General features: G+C 44.5%; 13 protein-coding genes. 7 read left to right on the forward strand and 6 right to left on the reverse strand.

All coding sequences use genetic code 11. The features are described 5' to 3' along the window. Position 1 precedes the first annotated feature (1 nt). The 6 genes from PSYCG_RS09320 to PSYCG_RS09345 all read left to right on the forward strand — a co-directional run bounded on the left by PSYCG_RS09320 (position 2) and on the right by PSYCG_RS09345 (position 8,183). Positions 2–1,504, forward strand: a complete 1,503-nt coding sequence (locus tag PSYCG_RS09320; protein ID WP_020443969.1) for a tripartite tricarboxylate transporter permease — start codon at positions 2–4, stop codon at positions 1,502–1,504. Positions 1,505–1,777: 273 nt separating this feature from the next. Beyond that, the gene (locus PSYCG_RS09325) at positions 1,778–2,800 is read left to right on the forward strand and encodes a D-cysteine desulfhydrase family protein (protein WP_020443970.1); all 1,023 of its coding nucleotides are present in this window, start codon (positions 1,778–1,780) and stop codon (positions 2,798–2,800) included. 590 nt (positions 2,801–3,390) lie between these two features. Beyond that, positions 3,391–3,915: a spore coat protein U domain-containing protein gene (locus tag PSYCG_RS09330; protein ID WP_020443971.1), complete on the forward strand. Its 525-nt coding sequence runs from the start codon at positions 3,391–3,393 to the stop codon at positions 3,913–3,915. A gap of 29 nt (positions 3,916–3,944) precedes the next feature. Beyond that, on the forward strand, positions 3,945–4,682 hold the full coding sequence (locus tag PSYCG_RS09335; RefSeq protein ID WP_020443972.1) for a molecular chaperone: 738 nt from the start codon (positions 3,945–3,947) through the stop codon (positions 4,680–4,682). Further along, positions 4,633–7,197 (forward strand): fimbria/pilus outer membrane usher protein, encoded by a 2,565-nt coding sequence (locus tag PSYCG_RS09340; RefSeq protein WP_041772295.1) that lies wholly within the window; start codon positions 4,633–4,635, stop codon positions 7,195–7,197. Before PSYCG_RS09335 ends, PSYCG_RS09340 begins: the two co-directional genes overlap by 50 nt. Further along, positions 7,197–8,183 carry a spore coat U domain-containing protein gene (locus PSYCG_RS09345; protein ID WP_020443974.1) on the forward strand — a complete coding sequence of 329 codons (987 nt, stop codon included), beginning with the start codon at positions 7,197–7,199 and terminating at the stop codon, positions 8,181–8,183. Before PSYCG_RS09340 ends, PSYCG_RS09345 begins: the two co-directional genes overlap by 1 nt. A gap of 158 nt (positions 8,184–8,341) precedes the next feature. Here PSYCG_RS09345 and PSYCG_RS09350 read toward each other — a convergent pair whose 3' ends face one another. Genes PSYCG_RS09350 through PSYCG_RS09360 form a run of 3 tightly spaced genes read right to left on the reverse strand, consistent with a single transcriptional unit; the run spans position 8,342 to position 11,415 of the window. Then, positions 8,342–8,887, reverse strand: a complete 546-nt coding sequence (locus PSYCG_RS09350; RefSeq protein ID WP_011514153.1) for a DUF3124 domain-containing protein — start codon at positions 8,885–8,887, stop codon at positions 8,342–8,344. A 15-nt stretch (positions 8,888–8,902) separates the two neighbouring features. Further along, the gene (locus PSYCG_RS09355; protein WP_011514154.1) at positions 8,903–9,604 is read right to left on the reverse strand and encodes a potassium channel family protein; all 702 of its coding nucleotides are present in this window, start codon (positions 9,602–9,604) and stop codon (positions 8,903–8,905) included. Positions 9,605–9,654: 50 nt separating this feature from the next. Then, positions 9,655–11,415, reverse strand: a complete 1,761-nt coding sequence (locus tag PSYCG_RS09360) for a TrkH family potassium uptake protein (protein WP_020443976.1) — start codon at positions 11,413–11,415, stop codon at positions 9,655–9,657. A gap of 291 nt (positions 11,416–11,706) precedes the next feature. Between PSYCG_RS09360 and PSYCG_RS13450 the strand changes: the two genes are divergently transcribed. Next, a complete protein-coding gene (locus PSYCG_RS13450) occupies positions 11,707–11,859 on the forward strand; it encodes a hypothetical protein (RefSeq protein WP_187289115.1) in 153 nt (50 codons plus the stop codon). Between the two features lie 151 nt (positions 11,860–12,010). Here the strand turns inward: PSYCG_RS13450 and PSYCG_RS09365 are convergent, their stop codons facing one another. From PSYCG_RS09365 to PSYCG_RS09375, 3 genes are all read right to left on the reverse strand, one after another. Then, positions 12,011–12,751, reverse strand: a complete 741-nt coding sequence (locus tag PSYCG_RS09365; protein ID WP_020443977.1) for a DUF305 domain-containing protein — start codon at positions 12,749–12,751, stop codon at positions 12,011–12,013. Positions 12,752–12,810: 59 nt separating this feature from the next. Continuing rightward, positions 12,811–13,455 carry a DUF411 domain-containing protein gene (locus PSYCG_RS09370; protein WP_020443978.1) on the reverse strand — a complete coding sequence of 215 codons (645 nt, stop codon included), beginning with the start codon at positions 13,453–13,455 and terminating at the stop codon, positions 12,811–12,813. A gap of 128 nt (positions 13,456–13,583) precedes the next feature. Then, on the reverse strand, positions 13,584–14,534 hold the full coding sequence (locus PSYCG_RS09375) for a DMT family transporter (RefSeq protein ID WP_020443979.1): 951 nt from the start codon (positions 14,532–14,534) through the stop codon (positions 13,584–13,586). Positions 14,535–14,562 lie beyond the last annotated feature (28 nt).

Consider the following 14,562-nt stretch of genomic DNA (forward strand, 5'->3'; position numbering starts at 1 on the left):
TATGGATACTTTTGATTTTTTGATGCATGGCTTTGCTGTTGCATCTACCCCAAAAAACTTACTTCTTGCACTAATCGGAGCTTTTTTAGGTACGATTGTTGGCATGTTGCCGGGTCTTGGCCCGATTAACGGTGTAGCGATATTACTGCCTTTTGCTTTTGCCCTTGGTTTGCCGCCTGAGAGTGCGCTCATTCTGCTTGCAGCCGTGTATCTTGGTTGTGAATATGGTGGTCGTATTTCTGCCATTCTCATTAACGTACCCGGTGATGCCGGCGCCATTATGACAACTTTGGATGGCTATCCATTGGCAAAACAAGGCAAGGCTGGTATTGCACTGTCTTTATCTGCTGTCAGCTCTTTCGTTGGTGCCACTATCGCGACAATTGGCGTGGTGCTATTTGCGCCGTTATTAGCCAAATGGGCAATCTCATTTGGACCTGCTGAATACTTTGTACTGATGGTATTTGCGATTACCTGCCTCAGTGGTTTGGTAGGTGATCAACCAGTTAAGACGGGTATTGCCGCATTAATTGGTCTGGGTCTAGCAACTGTTGGGGTTGATGCCGTTACCGGTATTTACCGCTTTACCTTTGATTCCGTCAACCTATCTGATGGTATTCAATTTACTACCATTGTTATTGGTTTCTTTAGTGTGAGTGAAATTCTAATCTTGCTCGAAAAAACCACGACGGGACACAAGGTTATTGAACAAGGTAAACGCAGTCTCTTAAACTTTAAAGAGTTTACTTTTGCTTTTGGAGCCATGCTACGTAGTGGTCTAATGGGCTTTGTCGTTGGTATCTTACCAGGTGCAGGCGCAACGATTGCCAGTGCCATGACTTATGCTAGTGAACGCAAAATTGCTGGTGATACTGGTACTTTTGGTGATGGTGATCTTCGCGGTGTTGCTTCGCCAGAAGCGGCAAATAATGCCTCAGCTTGTGGCTCATTTGTGCCAATGTTGACGCTAGGTGTGCCGGGTTCTGGTACGACAGCAGTCATGATGGGCGCATTGACGTTATATAATATTACGCCGGGTCCGCAGTTATTTACTGAGCAGCCTGATATTGTCTGGGGTCTGATTGCCTCATTATTTATCTGTAACGTGATTTTATTGATCATGAACATCCCTTTGGTGGGTTTGTTCGCCAAACTGCTTGATGTGCCGAACTATATTTTGATACCAGCCATCGCTGCGGTCAGTTTCGTTGGCGTGTATTCCATCCATAGCACGACCTTTGACTTGGTATTTATGGTGGCACTTGGTGTATTTGGTTACTTCTTACGTAAACTAAACTTCCCCTTATCAGCGCTTATTTTGGGCTATGTATTGGGTGAGCTCATGGAGTCTAACTTAAGACGTGCCCTGTCTATCTCTCAAGGCGAGCTTAGTATCTTATGGAGCAGCCCTATCACAGTAGTGCTATGGTTGTTGGCTATTTTGATGGTATTCATGCCTGTAATACGTAGTATCTACCGTAGAAAATTTAAGCCAGCTATTTAGATTTTAGTTACTCTGTTCTCGAAATACTTCTCCGGTGGTGGTTATACTCTAGGTATGACCACCATTTTTTTAGGTCGTATCACTGAAATACCTCAACTTTTTCCAAAGTAGGTTTTATACCAATATAAAAGTAAGTAGCAGTAGCTCGCCAAGACTGAGTCATTCCCATTTATAGCTTATAATTATAGGAGATCTGTATGACTCAAATCATTATTATGGTCGGATATTATTCAAAGGTATCTGTAACTTGCCTTATCTCAAAAAGGATGAATGATGCAAAATAAATCTATACCAAGCCTGCCGAGTATGAATCGGCAACCTTTAGGGTTTTTCCCAACGCCGTTGATTGAGCTGACCAGATTAAGCAAAGCACTCAATGGTCCTAAAATTTATATGAAAAGAGACGACAATACGGGACTGGCATTAGGCGGTAATAAAACCAGAAAGCTTGAATTTATCATTGGGGACGCCCTTGCTCAAGGTGCGGATACAATCGTGACAGCAGGTGCCGCGCAGTCAAACCATTGTCGCCAGACCGCAGCTGCCGCAGCCAGTTTGGGACTTGAATGCCATCTGGTTTTGGGCGGACAAGAACCAGAACAGTTGCAAGGCAATCTTTTACTGGATAAGATTTTTGGCTGCCATATCCACTGGGCAGGCAGCAACCGTAAAGGGGAAGACATTCCTGATATCGTAGAACAACTCAAAAAAGAAGGTAAGAAACCCTACATTGTCCCTTATGGCGGCTCAAGCGAGCTCGGTGCTTTTGCCTTTGTTGAAGCGTTTAAAGAGCTTGAATTACAACGTCAAGAGAGGGATATCTCATTCACGCATATCGTTTTTGCCTCCAGCTCCGGCGGGACACAAGCGGGCTTGATGCTGGGTAATAAAATCTTTAACTCGCCCTATCAGATAGTAGGTATCAATATTGATAAAGGTGAAACCGATAAAGTGCCGTTTGATCAATATATTGTCTCCCTCGCCAATAGCACGTCGGCATTGATTGGGGCAGATTACACCTTTTCAGAGTCAGATTTAGTGCTTAATTCTGATTATGTGGGAGACGGTTATGGAGTGATTGGTGCACTAGAAAATGAAGCCATTGCCATGACCGCGCAAATGGAAGGGATATTATTAGATCCTGTTTATACAGGGCGTGCGATGGGCGGACTACTGGATATGATTCGTACCGGTAAAATCAAAAAAACGGACCGTGTGTTGTTTTGGCATACTGGCGGCGCGCCCGCTTTATTTGCTTACGCTAGTAATTTAGCGGTATCTCAAAGCGATAGTTAATCTGTCCAACACCACTAAAAGGGTCGGATACTCTTCATTAGCCGACCTTTTTAACAAGCTCTCAATCATTATAAAATCTAAATTTTAATTTCTAGATAACACTGCATTCTATTCGCTAAAGAATAGCTATCGCCAAGCATAAACCTTGTCAAAAACAACGGACATATTTCACTAATCTTCACTGCAAGCAAGATATTACCTTTCTAACGCCCCAAGCATCCAATTTCCGCTATACATCAGCGACTTAGAGCTGGACATTAAAAAAATATTAAGCTTTATGACTGCCTTCTACATCCTTCGTTTAACCAACTAACCATCACGCATTAAATATGAGTTTTAAGCATTATTTGAGTGTACAGTTGCACACATATTGTGTTACAATGTATATACAAATATCTGCATATAGTTTCATTTTATATAGTAAGTGTATATATATTGTGGTTATCAGGTAATTGCGCTGTGCCGATAGGTTCCAAATTATTAAAAGATGTGATTTTAGATCTTACTACGGTAAATTTTAGTATTCAGTTGAATCCTAAATTTTATATTCTTGAAAACGCTAAAAAAACCTAATCCTTTGGAGATTTACCATGTTATTTAAAAAATCGGTTATGACCGCGGCCGTATTTGCCGTTGGTAGTTTTGCGGTAATGACTGCAAATGCTGCTGAACCCAATCCTGCCACTAGTAGCTTTGGTGTCAGCATGGAAGTTGAGAAAATATGTACAATAAGCGCAGCCCCTTTAGCGGTTACACTTGCTAATACTCAGGCAGGAAAAGCGACCCCAGCGGTAACAAGTACTACTAGTATAACCGTGAACTGCTCGAAAGGTGATTCCGCTACCATTAGTCTGACACCTGCCTCAAGCGGTAATCTTGACGGTACTGGTAACTTAAAAGGCGGAGATCTTAAAGCGGAATTAATTCCATACAAGCTGACGTCTGTATCAGCAAACGGTACAGCTTGGGGCTCTACTGGTAATACTCTTACTACCGAAGTGGCAACTAGTTACAAAACTGACATCACTGAAACTATATATCTTACAGTAACTAATGACGCCGATGTGACGCCTGGTGCATATACCGATACCATCAACGTCTCAGTAGCTTACTAATAACTATGCTAAGTCTTTGTTTACGCCATATGCTAAGATCTGCCCTTATTGCCACCTTGTTATTGTCATCTAGTGTGGCAGTGGCAGCGGGTTTGCAGGTCTCTCCTATCTCGTTAAGCTTACAAGCGCGCGAGTCGGCGAGTGGTCTGACCCTCAGTAACACCGGTAACACTGTGGTGCAGGCACAGGTGCGGGTTCAGCAGTGGACTCAGGATGGTTCAGGTGACAAGCTTAACCCATCGCGCGGATTGCTCGCCAGTCCGCCGATGATTGAGCTACAGCCTGGTGAGCGGCAGCTGGTACGTATCATCCGCGCCAAAGCACCGCCGCAAGGCGCAGGCGCGGTTGAGGATGCGTACCGATTGCTGGTCAATGAGGTGCCAGTTAAGCTGCCTGAAAATACCAGCGGGCTACAGTTTGCGATGAGCTACTCGCTACCGGTTTTTGTTCAGCCGGTTGGCGTGACTAAAACCAGTCCGCAGTTGCAGTGGAGTACTCATCTGCAACCGGATGGCAAGGCGGTCAAGCTGCGCGTGAGTAATCGCGGTAATGGGCATGCGCAATTGGCGGGGCTAAGCTTTACTGATGCGGTCGGTACGAGTACGGATATTCATCCCGGTTTGCTTGGTTATGTGTTACCCGGTGCGACTATGAACTGGACACTGAAAATACCGCCCTCCGCGTTAACTTCAGGAGGTAAATTCAAGGTTATGATGAATGGCACTCAGACGACACCAGACGTCACGCTGGACACAAACACTCGCTAAGGTCGTTTTTTTGCAAGGTGTGGCAGTCTCTATTAGCCACGCCGCGGCACTGAGTAAAGATAGCTCTACGAGCAGCGTTGATACCAACGCTGCTTTTTTGCGTGTTACGAAAGCTATGGAGCCTACAATTCAGGCTCAAACGGATACCATTGCTCAGGCTAATATAGATGCGGATTTGGCTCAGCTTGATTTGGACCGTTATAGTGATGATGACGATGCAGGGCTAGATTTGTATCTGGACGTCACGCTGAATGGTGCCAGTAAGGGTCTAGTACACTTCGACTACCGTGATGAGCGCCTTTGGGCAACAGCAGCTATCTTGCAACAGCTGAGCTTTGTGTTGCCTCCATCGCTACAGGCAAGCCGTGACCCTATCGCCCTTGACAGCCTGTCTGAGCTAAAGATCGACTACGATGCGCGCCAGCAAACATTGACCCTTATCGCACCCCTAAGTATGCTTAAGCTAGATACGACTACCCATAGTACGCGTACCAATAAGCGCCCAAAACCGAGCGCTTCGCCCGGTCTGTTATTAAACTACAACCTGTATGGCAGTCAAAACCAGAATAGCACTAAAAGTCTGAGCGCCTATACGGAGCTGCGCGCCTTTAATGCGCTTGGCGTGGTCAGCTCTACCGCTTTAACGACTGCAAAAACAGCTACTAATGACAGTCGTCACAGTCAATGGGATGGACAAACTGTGCGCCTTGATACCAGCTGGAGTCAGTCCTTCCCTGATAAACTGCTAACGGTTCGGGCAGGCGATATTCTGACCGGTGCATTATCATGGACGCGGTCGACACGATTGGGCGGTCTACAAATCGGCACTAATTTTAATCTGCAGCCTTATCGCTCGACCACACCGTTGCCATCGTTTTTTGGCTCAGCAACCCTACCCTCAAAGGTAGAGCTGTTTGTTGATGGTCTTAAACACTATAGCGGTGAGGTGCCCGCCGGTCCCTTTGAGCTGGACACCGCGCCCAGCATTAGTGGTGCAGGAACGGCGCAGCTGGTAGTCACCGATGCCTTAGGTCAAAGCAAGACGCTAACTTTTTCGTTATATGACACCCATCGTTTGCTCCAACCCGGACTGTCTGATTGGTCAGTTGAGCTTGGCGCAGTGCGTGATAACTATGGTACAGAGTCTTTTGATTATGGGGATGCGCTTGCTGCCAGTGGAACTTGGCGCCATGGGGTGTCCAACCGTTTTACCGCTGAAACCCATGCCGAAGTGACGCACGGTCTCTCCAATGCAGGGGTTGGTGGGACTTGGCTATTGGGGGGCGCTGGTGGTATTTTGTTTGCCTCGCTAGCCGCAAGCCATAGTGAGGGACAAAGCGGCATGCAGTACAGCACCAATTATTCATGGAACAATCGCCGCTTTAACATAGGTTTTAATGCGCTGGGAACTTCTGGTGTATATCGCGATGTAGGCTCCCAATATGGCAATGCCCCTGTACATCGAAGTGAGCAAATATCTACTGGTTATAGCGTACCGACGCTCGGTAATTTTGGGCTAAGTTACCATCAGGTTGCTCAAGCTGAGAAAGAGGACACACGATTTGCCCGTGTCTCTTGGTCCAAATCCTTTGGCAGACGAGTAAGTATGAACCTCAATTATAACCATGACTTTGACCAATCAGCAAAAAGTAGCCTGTCGATAGGCGCATCGCTATCACTAGATCGCAATATGTCAATGCGAAGTAGCTTGCAACACACCGCAGCGCAAGACATCATCACAGCAGATATCTCAAAATCAGCGCCAAGCGCAGGTGGCATTGATTGGCGCGCGCAGGTACGCCACAGCGCGGCTAGCCAATCAGACGACAGCTTAAATAGTAATACTAAAGACAGTACAGGCGCGTTGGCTGAGCTAAGCTATCTTGGACGCTACGGACGGGTTCAGGCTGGTATCAGTAGTAATGATGACAGCTATGCCACTTACGCCAGTGGCACAGGGTCACTTGTGATGATGGGCGGCGGCATGTTTCCTGCGCGCCAAATTAATAGCGGATTTGCAGTGGTATCTACCGGCGGAATCGCTGATGTGCCCGTCCTATTGCAAAACAATCCTATTGGCACGACCAACCACCGCGGGCTGCTGCTAGTGACACCGCTCAATGCCTATCAAGAGAATAAGATTGCTATCGACCCCATGCAGCTGCCTGCTGACTTACGCATTAATAAAGTCAGTCTGGACGCAACCCCAACCGACCGTGCAGGGGTGATGGTTGCTTTTGATATCACTCCCGTGCGCTCAGCAACCATTGTATTAATCGATAGCGATGAGCAACCGATTGCCCTTGGCAGTCAAGTCACCTTGATCTCCAACGAAGATAAACCAACCACTGTAGTGGGTTTTGATGGTGAGGTATATTTGGATACATTGGATGCCCACAATACACTTGAGGTCACTACCCCTGCTGATGGCATTTGTACGGTGCGCTTTGAGTACACCAAGCAAGGCGATGAGATTCCGCTCCTCGGTCCTTTTATCTGTAAAAAGGCACAATAATGTTACGACTTCAAAGCTATCATCTGTTTATTACGCTAATGGTGGGTTTGTTCTTAGCCAACCCTATAACCGTAAATGCTGATATCGGTTCTGGACCCATCGCCTGTACCCAAGTAGGTAGCACTATCAATGATTTAAATTTCGGCACTGTCAATCCCTTCTCAAGTACAACCTCAACCTCAGCGACCATTAACTATGAATGCAGAGGCAGTGAGGGACGCGCGTCAACTGCTAGAATTTGCTATACCTTTGGTCCTTTGAACACCGATGACCACAAGCTACTTGGACCGAACAATACAACATTGGCTTTTGATTTATTTTCAAGTTCAAGCCATGGTGCGCCTATTAGTAAAGCCAATCCGCTACAACTGACACTTAGTAGTGATGGGAGTAGCACACTTATCAAAGGCAATATTACAGTATATGCGCAAACACTCGCTGGGCAGACGCAGCTGGTTTCAGGAGATTACACACTTAATAATCAGATATATATGACTGTGAACTCAGTGGATGGCAGTAGCGCACCTAATGACTGCCTAACCATTACTGAAACGGATGCATTTACATATACCAGTCAAGCATCTGTCGCCGCTCACTGCGCAGTTACTACGGCAGGAGTATTGGATCTTGGACGCGTTTCGGCATCAACTGTGCCCACGAAAGGCTCGGCAACCAACCTTATCAATGTCACCTGTACCAATACGACTTTTTATAATATTGGCTTAGCGCCTTCGAATAAGGATATAAATGGTCAGGGCGTTATGACAGGAACCAATGCCGAGCCTACCTTACCTTATCAACTACAATCTGATGCAAGCGGTACAGAATGGGGCAATAACGGAAATACTTATGCCGCCCTCACCAATGGTGTAACAGGTACAGGAGATGGTGCGGCGAAAGCCCATACAGTGTACGTTACTGTACCGAACACTGATGTCACCCCTGATACCTATTCTGATACAGTAACTGTGACCGTGTATTATTAATAACCTTATAAAAGAAAGCAGCAAGAGTGAAGATAAGTCTTTTCACAAAACTGATCTACCTTTGCTTAGATCTAATACGTTCATCAGTAGATTCTCGACACTCAAATCTTAATAGATATGAAACTCTTGATGATTATTCACACTGAGGCATACATCTATCAATGCACAACAGGCGTACCTTCCGTGCTAAAAGCAAAGCCTTTATTGCTAAAATTACCAATCATGACCGCCTCAATGACAGGTGTAACGGTATCGTCTACCCCCTCTACTTCAATGATAAAGTTGGCACCAGAACCCCCTTTATCCTCTTCTTTTTCGACAATATAATTTAGAGTTGCCATCGCTGGCAGCTCAATAGGAGCTCTTAAGTAGGACTTTACTAAGGCACCATCAGTATCATAATAATCAATTTTATTAATATACAATGATTTTTTTAACGTGGTATTACGCACGCTGAGTGTTGCCGAAAGCAATACTTTGCGATTGTCTCTATCAGTATAAATGTCCGAATATATGGGCACATAAAACGTTTGTTTGTAGCCAAACTGGCTATGATCCGTTTCTTTTGACGTTTTTTCCAGCTCTTGAATTGGGTCCTTATGCTTCTCTGAAAACATCACATTTGGATCTTGTATAGACTGATCACAGCCTGAAAACAAGATCAGGGCAGTCAGACATAGCATAGATACTCGATATTTTCTCATGACCTCTTTCCTTATTTAACGGGCTTTAACCCCAACACTACGTAAAAACTTATTAATATGTTCATTAGCACCATAAATGACCAGTACATCATTATCTTGTAGTACTTGTTCAGGTGCTGCCAAGCCTTGTATATTTGGCTTGGTTTGCATACGACCGAAGCTGTCCTCATAGTGCTCATAACGCATGGTGCTGAGCAATTTGATACTAAATCGGTGTTCAAGCTGTAGCTCGCCGATGGTTCTACCAATCAAATCAGTAGGAATACTAATCTCGACAATACTAAAGTTGTCACTTAACTCGAACGAGTCTACAAAATAACGCAAGGACAGCCGTTTTGCCCAGCGCATTGCCGCCTCTTTCTCAGGATGAAAAATATCATCAACCCCAATCGCTTGTAGGACTTTTTCGTGTAGTGGATTGATACTACGACTGATCAAACGCCGTGCTTTTAGCGTTTTAAATAGCGCTGTCGCCATGACATTGGCACCTTGGTCTTCACCAATAGCTACCACGACAATATCAGTATCTTTAATCGGTAGACCATTGACCGTATATTCATCGGTCGCATCCATACAGATGGTATGAGTAATCACTTCTTTATAGGTTTCAACCTTTTGCATACTGCTATCGATAGCAATGACCTCATGACCTTGACTGGTCAGCGCCATACCAAGCGAAGACCCAAAACTGCCCAAACCTGCGATAATGAATTTCATAATACTCCTTGTCACTCACTTCTATACTATAGTGGTAGTGATGGGACGGGTTAGTTAATAGTAATCTCTTCCGTTGGATAACGGTAGTTACGCTCATGTCTATTTTTGAGTAAGGCAATAAAAATCGTCAGCATACTGACACGCCCAACAAACATAATGAATGACACCACAAGCTTGCTAAAAGTAGACAGCTCCGTCGTCAGATTTAAGCTTAATCCCACCGTGCTATAGGCTGAAAAACACTCAAATATCACTTTAATCAAATCAAGCTCAGGCTGATCATAACTGATCAAAGTCACGCCCAGCCCAATGACCAATAAGGACAACCACATAACAGAAAACGCACGGCGAATTGAGTTATCTGCAATTTCGCGTTTGAACACTTCAACTTTGGTCTGTCCACGCGCCAAACTCAAGGTATTTAGGAAAGCAATGGCAAAGGTGCTGGTTTTAATACCACCACCAGTAGAGTTTGGAGATGCCCCAATCCACATCAAAAAAATGGTCAGCATGATGGTTGGAAAAGCTAAGGCATTCATATCGATATTGTTAAAGCCTGCGGTTCGCGGTGTCGCAGCAGTAAAAAGCCCCGCTACCAGCTTGCCATACCAACTGCTGTGCTCAGCCAACACACCATGATATTCAAACATCATCACCCCAATCAGCCCTACTAACAGCAAAGCGCCAGAGGTGATTAAAGTGATCCGACTATTGATACTCAACAGCCACGGCTGGTAGGCATAGCGCTGTCCATCACGACACAGAGCTCTTTGCATACGGTGACGCAGATAGCGGAGCAAGTTAACGACAATCAAAAAGCCCATACCGCCAAATAAAAAGGTAATACTGATAATCAGCTGTAAAGGATAATTAAAGCGCAGTGATTCATCGTATAACCCTGCACTAAAAGTAGAGAATCCAGCATTACAGAATGCCGAAACGGCATGGAATATAGAGAAGAATAAACGCTCAAATATGCTCATGCCTGCCAAATCATAAACACTTATATAAATCAGTATTGCTGCCAGTGCCTCAATACCAAAGGTGACATATAAAATAGACTTTAAGGTTGTCACCATATCTCCCATACGTGGCGAATATGTCATCTCACTGATACTAAGCTGGGTCTCGTAACTGATACCACCCTTAAAGAAGTAGCTAAAATAAGTCACAAAAGTTAGGATGCCCAGACCACCAATTTGGATAAGACCTAGGATAATCACTTGCCCAAAGGTAGTGAAATGGGTTGCGGTATCGACGACAATCAATCCAGTTACACAGACGGCACTGGTCGCAGTGAATAATGCGTCTATAAAGGAGATGGGTTGATTTGTAGCATTTGGCATCATTAGCAATAATGATCCGACCAGTATCACTGATAAAAAACTTAAGATGAAAAATTGACCGGGGTTTAAAAAGGCTCGGTTAAGACTAAAATTATTATCTGATATTTCACGAATGAAAGTGACTAGTACGGCAATCTTGATGGCAATAAAACCATCAGCGGGCGTAGACAATCCCGATTGAAACAATTCAGTAAAATGTAGGACGAGCAAGATTAAAATGGCAATGCTGGTCAGCAAATCAAAGACAGCTACTTTATTGACCGTCAGGCGTATTTTTGGACGTATATAACGTCTTAACGTAGTGAAAAAACTGAGTAAAATGATACTCATATAAAACAGGTGAAACACTTGTTGTAACCATGCGGACAATGTAAAACCACTGTCAATTAAGGCAACACCGACACCAATAAGGCTTATTACAACGATAAATTTATTTAATAACCGATACGGTATGCCCACATACATAGCTTAGGTCCAGAAAAGGAATAACCAGAATACTTATACTCCTTTTTTCTGTCATATACTAAGCGTGGTTTTAGATAATCGTAACCAGTTATGTGTTCTAACATCAGCCACTACAATATTCGTCATAGTTACTTATCTAGCGGTTACTTTAACAAAATTATCTCCACCGTTTTATCAGCAGAGAACTTATGTTAACAAGCACTATTTATTATAATGTATTAACAATAAAACCACTGATTGCGGTAGCGATTATTGCCAGACTGAATAAACGATCAAGGAAGAGGATTTGTTATGAAAATGACTTCTAAAGATAGCGTACACTCATTGATACCGACCATCCACTATAATACTGGCTGTACCTGCCCAAAGTGCGGCTGTAGCGCGGCATCAACTTGTGATAAATGTGATCGCTGTTCGAAATGCTGTGAGTGTGGTGAAAAATAGTCATTCTTTCCATAGCCTTTTGAGCTACTGACATTAAAAAAGCAGCCTCTAGAGGCTGCTTTTTTATACTTCGAATTGCAAAATACTTAGTAAATATAGGGTCTACATTTCATTATAGTAAGGTTTAAGTATTAAAGTTTAGGTGTTAAATTTAACTTTTATTTGCTGCAATCCAGCTTTGCATCTGCTCAATCTCTGGCTGCTGGGCGTCGATGATTTCTTGCGCCAGCTTACGCATCTCAGGATTTTTACCATATTTAAGCTGCGTTTCTGCCATATCGACTGCCCCAACATGATGAAGTAACATGCCACGAGCAAATGCCATGTCTGGTACTGGGTCAGCAATACCTTTCATCATGTCACCATGCATCGCATCCATACCCTTAGCATAAGCTTGCTGCATGGCTTTAGTATCCGCTGTTGGCGTTTTGGCATCAGGATTGTTGGCGAGCCATGTTTTCATCTGCTCAATCTCAGACTGCTGGGCGTCGATTATTTCTTGCGCCAGTTTACGCATCTCTGTATCGGTGCCGTATTTTAGTTCAATCTCTGCCATATCTACCGCGCCAATATGATGAGCAAGCATGCCTTGAGCAAATGCCGCGTCTGGATCGTTATAATCCATACCAATCATATCTTCATTCATTTTAGTCATTGAGTCAGTGTATTCTTTGAGCATAGCCGTCATTGGTGTTCCGTCTGCTACCATAGCGCCTGCACTCATATCATGAACTGCATGCGGGTCCGCTGCAGCAGTATTTTCTTGTACAGCCTTTTGCGATGCAGCATCCTCTGGGGCAGTCACGTCAACCTTATCATTGGCTGGTTGACAGGCGCTTAGTGCCAATAAGGCACTGGTAGCGAGAGCAAAGGTGCTTAATTTATTATTCATGGTACCGCCTTGTCTGATAATGATTTAATTTAGGTATTACAAAGCAAAAAAGCGCTAGCTTATAGCTGTTGCTCGGTTGAGACAATATCAGCATAGACCTCAGTAGTACCATCTTTATTAAGCTGCATAATCTGATAAGGCGCAAATTTATTTTGATACTCCATACCTGGACTACCAACTGGCATACCAGGCACCGCAAGACCTAGGGCTTGTACTGGTGGGTTTTCTAAAAACTGCGCCACATATTTGGCTGGTACATGACCTTCAAAGACGTAACCGTCGGTTGTGACAGCAGTATGGCAAGAGCGCATCTCAGTTGGTACGCCGTAGCGCTCTTTAAATACTGCCAAATCCGTAACATCGTGCGCAGTGGCGCTCAGACCATTATCTTCTGCATGACTTATCCAGTCTTTACAGCAGCCGCAATTGGCATCTTTGTAGACCGTTGCTGAGACGTTTTTTAATAAATCTGGATTGCTGGCTGGCGTTGTTATTGCCGATTCCGTTTGAGCATTTGATTCAGCAACATTTGCGGTGACTGCTGCGCCATTGTCATTTTGTAAGGAGCTTGCATTGGACGCGCTATTGTCAGGTTGGCTACAGGCGAATAAGGCGGATGCAGCAACTAACCACACTGTACTTTGCAAGAGTTTATAAGAATGACGTTTGAAGGTAGGGCTAGAATCGGATGTAAAGGCGTTCATAATGCAATCTCATGTATTTTTTGCATTATACCAAATAACCCTTAGGCTCAATCAAGACAGTCAGGCGTTTAACACAGTGACTTTAACAAAACATGACATTCAGATAACAATGCTGGCAGGTTGGCATATCATTCACTTACTGACCCTTTCTCTGCTCTCATCATCTTTACACCACCATAAGTGACCAATATTACCCCCAGCGCGATTAATGAAGCGCCTAGGATTAGCCCTTCTGGTGGGCTTTCATTTTGTAAAAAAATAGCAATTGGCACACCGACTACCGCCCCTACTGCCCCTAATAAGCTCAGCAGCACAGGACCGCCCGTTTTTTGCAGTAAAAACAACAGTAAAAACTGCGCAGCGAATACAAATGCTTGTAGCACAATTACACCAAGCGGTAAAAGCGCTGTCATCGGAACCGCTAAAGAGTAATGAGGAATGATACTGACCAGAGCTAGCAATCCTGATGCAGCAATCAGCATACCAGGCGCAAGCGCACTAGCAGAGAGATTGGCTGGCCAATATAGCGTCCGATAAATATTACCAATGGCAAGCAAAACAGGACCACAAAGCGTCAAGACGATCCAAAACACACTGGCATCTGGCGTAGAAAACTTACGTGCTGCCAATACGCCCGCTCCCGCAAGTGCCGCGATCACGCCAAGTGCTCGAAGCTTAGTAAATGGCTCTATACGCAACACGATGGCGGCAAGATAAGTAAGCAGCGGCGGCAAGGAGATAATCAAGGCGACAAAACTTGCGCCAACATGGGGAATTGCTGAGAAAAATATTAAATTGGAACCTGCAACACTGACCAATGCTGCAACAAAATAATAGCTGAGGATAGGTTTGTTTAAAGGCGGTAGCTCACGACGCAGCAGCGCATAAACAAATAAAATAACAGCAGCACTGGTAATAGACCAAAACAGAAATGCTAATGGCGTCAGACCAATCTCACCTGCATATTTTGCCAAATTGGTAGAGATACCGATTAGAGCGCCGCCAGTGAGCAGACAAAGCAGAGGAATGAGCCATGCTTGGTTATTGCCTAAAGTCCCTTGTTGCGCTGACGCCACCATAGCTTATCCTATTCATTCACCTTATTAT

Origin of the sequence: Psychrobacter sp. G (assembly GCF_000418305.1) — a bacterium.
Taxonomy (GTDB): Bacteria; Pseudomonadota; Gammaproteobacteria; order Pseudomonadales; family Moraxellaceae; genus Psychrobacter; species Psychrobacter cryohalolentis.